We start from the raw sequence: 549 nt of genomic DNA, 5'->3' as shown, positions 1-549 counted from the left end.
GCGACACCACCACCGACCAACCGCTCGTCGTGACCGCGCAGTGGTCGGCCGCGTCGGCGTCCAACACCGCCAGCGCCACGGCGGCGTCCCTGCGGCGGGCCGCATGATGCCGCTGCCGCCCGACCCCATCCCGCTCGGCCAGGACGCCGCCGCCCGCATCGAGACCAAGCTCGACGTCCTGCTCGCGCAGCACGGGCACGTCGCGGCGCAGGTCTCCGACCACGAGATCCGGCTGCGCGCGGTCGAGGCCGGGGCGACCCGAGCCGACACACGCATCAGCGACCTCACCGCCCGCGACGGCGACAAGGAAACGCGGCTCCGCGCCGCCGACCGGTGGCGCTACGCCCTCCCCATCACCGCCGCCGGCGGGCTCCTCGGCGGCGCCGCCGCCATCATCACCGCCCTCAAGTAGGAGGCCAGCCCATGCCCGAACCCACCGAACCGACGCCCCCGGAACCCCGCGACGGCGCCGGGGCGACCGAGCCGGACGAGGACACCGTCCTCGCCGACGACCAGGACGACGACGAGGGGGCGGGCGGATGAACGTCA

General features: G+C 75.8%; 1 protein-coding gene. It reads left to right on the top strand.

What is annotated here, in order from left to right:
• Nucleotides 1–103: 103 nt before the first annotated feature.
• On the top strand, nucleotides 104–412 hold the full coding sequence (locus amrb99_RS49655; protein ID WP_190869060.1) for a hypothetical protein: 309 nt from the start codon (nucleotides 104–106) through the stop codon (nucleotides 410–412).
• The last annotated feature ends 137 nt before the right edge of the window (nucleotides 413–549 follow it).

It is taken from the genome of Actinomadura sp. RB99 (assembly GCF_014706005.1).
Taxonomy (GTDB): domain Bacteria; phylum Actinomycetota; class Actinomycetes; order Streptosporangiales; family Streptosporangiaceae; genus Spirillospora.
Note: the sequence above shows the minus strand (reverse complement) of the source record. Positions and strands in the feature narration are given on the sequence as shown.

What these genes read in the sequence shown, in the direction of transcription:
- amrb99_RS49655 (WP_190869060.1), top strand. Translation starts at nt 104, where the DNA reads ATGATGCCGCTGCCGCCCGACCCCATCCCGCTCGGCCAGGACGCCGCC.